The organism is Fulvimonas soli (assembly GCF_003148905.1).
Taxonomy (GTDB): Bacteria; Pseudomonadota; Gammaproteobacteria; order Xanthomonadales; family Rhodanobacteraceae; genus Fulvimonas; species Fulvimonas soli.
Genome location: NZ_QGHC01000030.1, coordinates 1 through 4,724, shown reverse-complemented (window position 1 = coordinate 4,724; position 4,724 = coordinate 1). Strand labels below are relative to the sequence as shown.

Here is a 4,724-nt window from a genome sequence, read left to right as displayed (position 1 = left end):
CCACTACAACTGCCACCGTCCGCACAGCGCACTTGGTGGTCAGACACCCATGGCTCGACTGACGCTTGATCAAAACAACCTATTGAAGCTCCACACCTAGCGGACGCCGCGACGCCGGCCCGTCCACTGTCGCCGGAACACCATTTCGCAGGTGTTCCCCGGTCCGTTCCTTCTCCCGGCGCGGCGCTGATCCGCCAGCGCCAGCCGCGTCGCGGCGCGCGGCGGCGGCCGCGCGGCAGCCCGTTCCGCCACGGGGTTTGGACGTCCATCCCGGCCGCCGCCACGCCGGGAGCGCGCTGCCGCTATCATGCGGCCTCGTCCGGACTTCCCGCGGTGGCGCCTCCCCATGCTGCTGATGATCGACAACTACGACAGCTTCACCTTCAACCTCGTGCAGTACCTGGGCGAGCTGGGCCAGGAGGTGAGGGTGGTGCGCAACGACGCGCTGGACGTGGCCGGCATCCGCGCGCTGCGGCCCTCGCACATCATGATCTCGCCCGGGCCGGGCACGCCGGACGACGCGGGCGTGTCGCTCGCCGTGCTGCGCGAGCTGGCCGGCGAGGTGCCGGTCTTCGGCGTGTGCCTGGGCCACCAGGCGATCGGCCAGGCATTCGGCGGCAGGGTGGTGCGCGCGAAGAAGATCATGCACGGCAAGACCTCGCCGGTGCGCCACCGCGGGCAGGGCGTGTTCGCCGGGCTGCCGGACCCGTTCGAGGCCACCCGCTACCACTCGCTGGTGGTGGAGCAGGCCTCGCTGCCCGACTGCCTGGAAGTGACCGCGTGGACGGAGAATCCCGACGGCTCGGTCGACGAGATCATGGGCCTGCGGCACCGCACGCTGCCAGTCGAGGGCGTGCAGTTCCATCCCGAGTCCATCCTCACCCAGCACGGCCACGACATGCTGTCCAACTTCCTCGGCCTGCCGCGGCGGAAGCTCGCCGCATGAGCGTGCGGGAGATCACCATCACGCCGCAGGAGGCGCTGCAGCGCACGATCGAGCACCGCGAGATCTTCCACGACGAGATGATCGCGCTGATGCGCCAGATCATGCGCGGCGAGGTGAGTCCGCTGATGACCGCGGCGATCATCACCGGCCTGCGCGTGAAGAAGGAGACGGTGGGCGAGATCACCGGCGCGGCGCGGGTGATGCGCGAGCTGTCGGCCGCCGTGCCGGTCGCCGATGCGTTCGCCGCCGCCGGCGTGCCCGCCGGGGGCCTGGAGCACCTGCTCGACATCGTCGGCACCGGCGGCGACGGCGCCTCCAGCTTCAACATCTCCACCGCCGCGATGTTCGTCGCGGCGGCGGCCGGCGCGCGCGTGGCCAAGCACGGCGGGCGCAGCGTGTCGTCGAAGTCCGGCAGCGCGGACGTGCTGGAGTCGCTGGGCGCGGTGATCGACCTGCCGCCGGCCAAGGTGGCGCGGTGCCTGGCCGAGACCGGCATCGGCTTCATGTTCGCGCCCAACCACCACCCGGCGATGAAGGTGGTGGCGCCGGTGCGCAGGGAGATGGGCGTGCGCACCATCTTCAACATCCTGGGGCCGCTGACCAACCCGGCCGGCGCGCCGAACATCCTGATGGGCGTGTTCCATCCCGACCTGGTGGGCATCCAGGTGCGCGTGCTGCAGCAGCTCGGCGCGCGGCACGCGCTGGTGGTGTGGGGCCGCGACGGCATGGACGAGATCTCGCTCGGCGCCGCCACCCTGGTCGGCGAGCTGAAGGACGGCGTGGTGCGCGAGTACGAGGTGGAGCCGGAGGACTTCGGCCTGGCGATGGCCTCCAGCCGCAACCTCAAGGTGGCCGGCGCCGAGGAATCGCGGGCGATGCTGCTGGACGCGCTCGACGGCCGCCACGGCGTGCCGCACGACATCGTCTGCCTCAACGCCGGCGCGGCGCTGTACGCGGCCAACGTGGCCGGCTCGATCGGCGAGGGCATCGAGCGCGCGCGGCAGGCCATCGAAAGCGGCGCGGCCCGTGCCAAAATGGAGGCCTTCGTGGCCGCCACCCGCCGCCTGGCGGGCCAGGCCGGCTGAGGCTTCCCCGACCGACCCCGCGCCATGACCGACATCCTGCAACGCATCCTCGCCCGCAAGACGGAAGAGCTGGCCGAACGCAGCGCCCGGCTGCCGCTGGCCGAGCTGGCCGCGCGCGCGGCCGACATGCCGGACACGCGCGGCTTCGCCGCCGCGATCGAGGCGAAGATCGCCGCGGGCGAGCCGGCGGTGATCGCCGAGATCAAGAAGGCCAGCCCCAGCAAGGGCGTGATCCGCGCCGAGTTCGACCCGGCCGCGATCGCGCGCAGCTACGCGAAGGCCGGCGCGGCCTGCCTGTCGGTGCTCACCGACAAGGACTTCTTCCAGGGCAGCGAGGAGTTCCTGCGCCAGGCGCGCGAGGCCTGCGCGCTGCCGGTGCTGCGCAAGGACTTCGTGATCGACCCCTACCAGGTGTACGAGGCGCGCGCGATCGGCGCCGACTGCATCCTGCTGATCGTCGCCGCGCTGGGCGACGCGGCGCTGCTGGAACTGTCGCTGCTCGCCGCCGAGCTGGACCTGGACGTGCTGTGCGAGGTGCACGACGCCGAGGAGCTGGAGCGCGCGCTGGCGCTGCCGGTGCCGCTGGTGGGCGTGAACAACCGCAACCTGCGCACCTTCGAGACCTCGCTGGAGACCTCGCTGGAACTGCACGAGCTGATGGAGTACGACCGCATCATGGTCACCGAGTCCGGCATCCGCACGCCCGAGGACGTGGCCATGCTGCGCGAGGCGGGCATCAGCGCCTTCCTGGTCGGCGAGGCGTTCATGCGCGCCGACGATCCGGGACGCGAACTGCAGAAGCTGTTCGCCACGCGCTGACGGTCATGGGCACAGGGGATCTCCAGGCGCCGCGTCCACGACTGGCGCCGCCGCGGATGCGCCGCGCACGGTGCTGTTCGATTTCGACGGCGTGCTGGTGCACGGCGACACCTTCTACCTGTTCGTGCGCGACCGCTACGCGCGGGCCTGGTGGCTCAAGCTGCTGGCCGTGCTGGCGCTGCCGTGGCTGCTGCTGCGGCTGCCGTTCTCGCGCCGCGCGGCGCTGCGCACGCTGGTGCACATCGGCCTGTGCGGACTGGACGAGCGCCGCTACCGCGAAGCCGCCGCCCGCTTCGCCGCGACGCTGGCGCGCCGCCCCGGCCAGTTCTGGCGACGGCCTGCGCCAGTTGCGCCGTCACCAGGCCGACGGCGACCGCGTGCCGGTGGTGACCGGCTGCGAGGAGATGCTGGCGCGCACCGTGCTCGCCGAGCTGGGGCTGGGCGGGGTCGAGTTGATCGCCTCGACGCTGCGGCCGGGCTGGTCGGGCCCGCGGGAGGGCCGGCACAACGTGGGGCGGCGCAAGGTGGAGGCGCTGGCCGTCGCCGGCATCGCGTCGTGCGCGACGGCCTACAGCGATTCCAGCCGGGACATCCCGATGCTGAAGATCGCCGGCGAGCCCGTGCTGGTGAATGCCGTGCCGGCGGTCTGCAAGCGGGTGGAGCGGGCGCTGGGCAGGCCGGTGGGCCGGGTCGAGTGGTATTGACCGGCGTGCCGCCGGCACTTGCCCGGGGCGAGGCCGAAGATATACGTTAGTGCTAACGCATTTCTTCGGGCGAGGCCCGTCATGTATCTGGAATCCCTCGGCAAGCTGGCGCTCGGCAGCCGCCTGAAGGCGCTCAGCGACCATCTCTACGGCGCGGTCGACCAGGTCTACCAGGCCCGCGGCGCGCGCATCGAGTCGCGCTGGCTGCCGGTGCTGCGCTACCTGTGGGACGTCGGTCCGCGCCCGGTGACCGAGGTGGCGGAGGCGATCGGCCAGACCCATTCCGCGGTGAGCCAGCTCGCCGACAAGCTGGTGCGCGCCGGCATGGTGAAGCGGCGGCGCGACCCGGCCGACGGCCGCCGCAGCGTGCTCACGCTGACGGACAAGGCGCACCGCGCGCTGTCCGAGCTGGGGCCGCTCTGGTGGGCGGTACGCCAGGGCGTGACCGACGCGCTGGGCGAGCACGTCGAGCGCCTGCTGGACGCGGTGGCCGCCTGCGAGCGCGCGCTGCGGGAGCGGCCGGTCGCGGACGCCATCCTGGCCGCGCACGCGGCGCTGCTGGCCGCGCCGCTGGAGGTCGTGCCGTACGCGCCGGCGCTGCGTACGCACTTCCGCCGGCTGAACCTGCAATGGCTGGAGCGCCACTTCCGCGTCGAGGACATCGACCGGGCCGTGCTGGACGATCCCGAGCGGCACATCCTGCAATCCGGCGGGGCGATCTTCTTCGCCCGCCTCGGCAAGGAGGTCGTCGGCACCTGCGCGCTGCTGCAGGAGTCGCCCGGCGTGTTCGAACTGACCAAGATGGGCGTGGACGAAGGCTTCCGCGGCCTGGGCGCCGGCCGGCGCCTGCTCGACGAGGCCATCGCCGAATTCCACCGGCGCGGCGGGCGCATGCTGTTCCTGGAGTCCAGTAGCACGCTGAAGCCGGCCCTGCGCATGTACGAGCAGGCGGGATTCCGGCTGCAGCCGTCGGTGCGGCCGGGCTCGCATTACGAGCGCGCCGACGTCTACATGATCTACGAGCCGGCCGGGCGGGCGCCTCGCGCGCCCGGCTAGGCGGCCCGGGGTCCGCCTGCTAGGGCGTGTCATCAATTGAGCAGGATGACGGCGGCAGCGCCGTAGATAGCACCGAGGAAATTACGAGCCGTTTTGTCGTATCGAGTGGCGATG

5 protein-coding genes and 1 pseudogene are annotated in these 4,724 nt (G+C 72.0%); 5 read left to right on the top strand and 1 reads right to left on the bottom strand.

Annotated elements, in window-relative coordinates:
• Nucleotides 1-346: 346 nt before the first annotated feature.
• From C7456_RS16645 to C7456_RS16625, 5 genes are all read left to right on the top strand, one after another.
• Nucleotides 347-946 carry an anthranilate synthase component II gene (locus tag C7456_RS16645; protein ID WP_109724921.1) on the top strand — a complete coding sequence of 200 codons (600 nt, stop codon included), beginning with the start codon at nt 347-349 and terminating at the stop codon, nt 944-946.
• Nucleotides 943-2,031, top strand: coding sequence for an anthranilate phosphoribosyltransferase (gene trpD, locus C7456_RS16640; protein ID WP_109724920.1), 1,089 nt, complete (start codon nt 943-945; stop codon nt 2,029-2,031). Before C7456_RS16645 ends, trpD begins: the two co-directional genes overlap by 4 nt.
• Nucleotides 2,032-2,055: 24 nt before the next feature.
• Nucleotides 2,056-2,850 (top strand): indole-3-glycerol phosphate synthase TrpC, encoded by a 795-nt coding sequence (gene trpC / locus C7456_RS16635; protein WP_109724919.1) that lies wholly within the window; start codon nt 2,056-2,058, stop codon nt 2,848-2,850.
• 347 nt (nt 2,851-3,197) lie between these two features.
• Nucleotides 3,198-3,554 carry a haloacid dehalogenase-like hydrolase gene (locus tag C7456_RS17695; protein WP_342767307.1) on the top strand — a complete coding sequence of 119 codons (357 nt, stop codon included), beginning with the start codon at nt 3,198-3,200 and terminating at the stop codon, nt 3,552-3,554.
• An 81-nt stretch (nt 3,555-3,635) separates the two neighbouring features.
• Complete coding sequence (locus C7456_RS16625) at nt 3,636-4,610, top strand: bifunctional helix-turn-helix transcriptional regulator/GNAT family N-acetyltransferase (protein WP_109724918.1); 975 nt, start codon at nt 3,636-3,638, stop codon at nt 4,608-4,610.
• A gap of 32 nt (nt 4,611-4,642) precedes the next feature.
• On the opposite strand, the pseudogene C7456_RS17390 reads toward C7456_RS16625, so the two are convergent.
• Nucleotides 4,643-4,724 (bottom strand): annotated as a pseudogene (locus tag C7456_RS17390) (IS5/IS1182 family transposase); the annotation flags it as partial.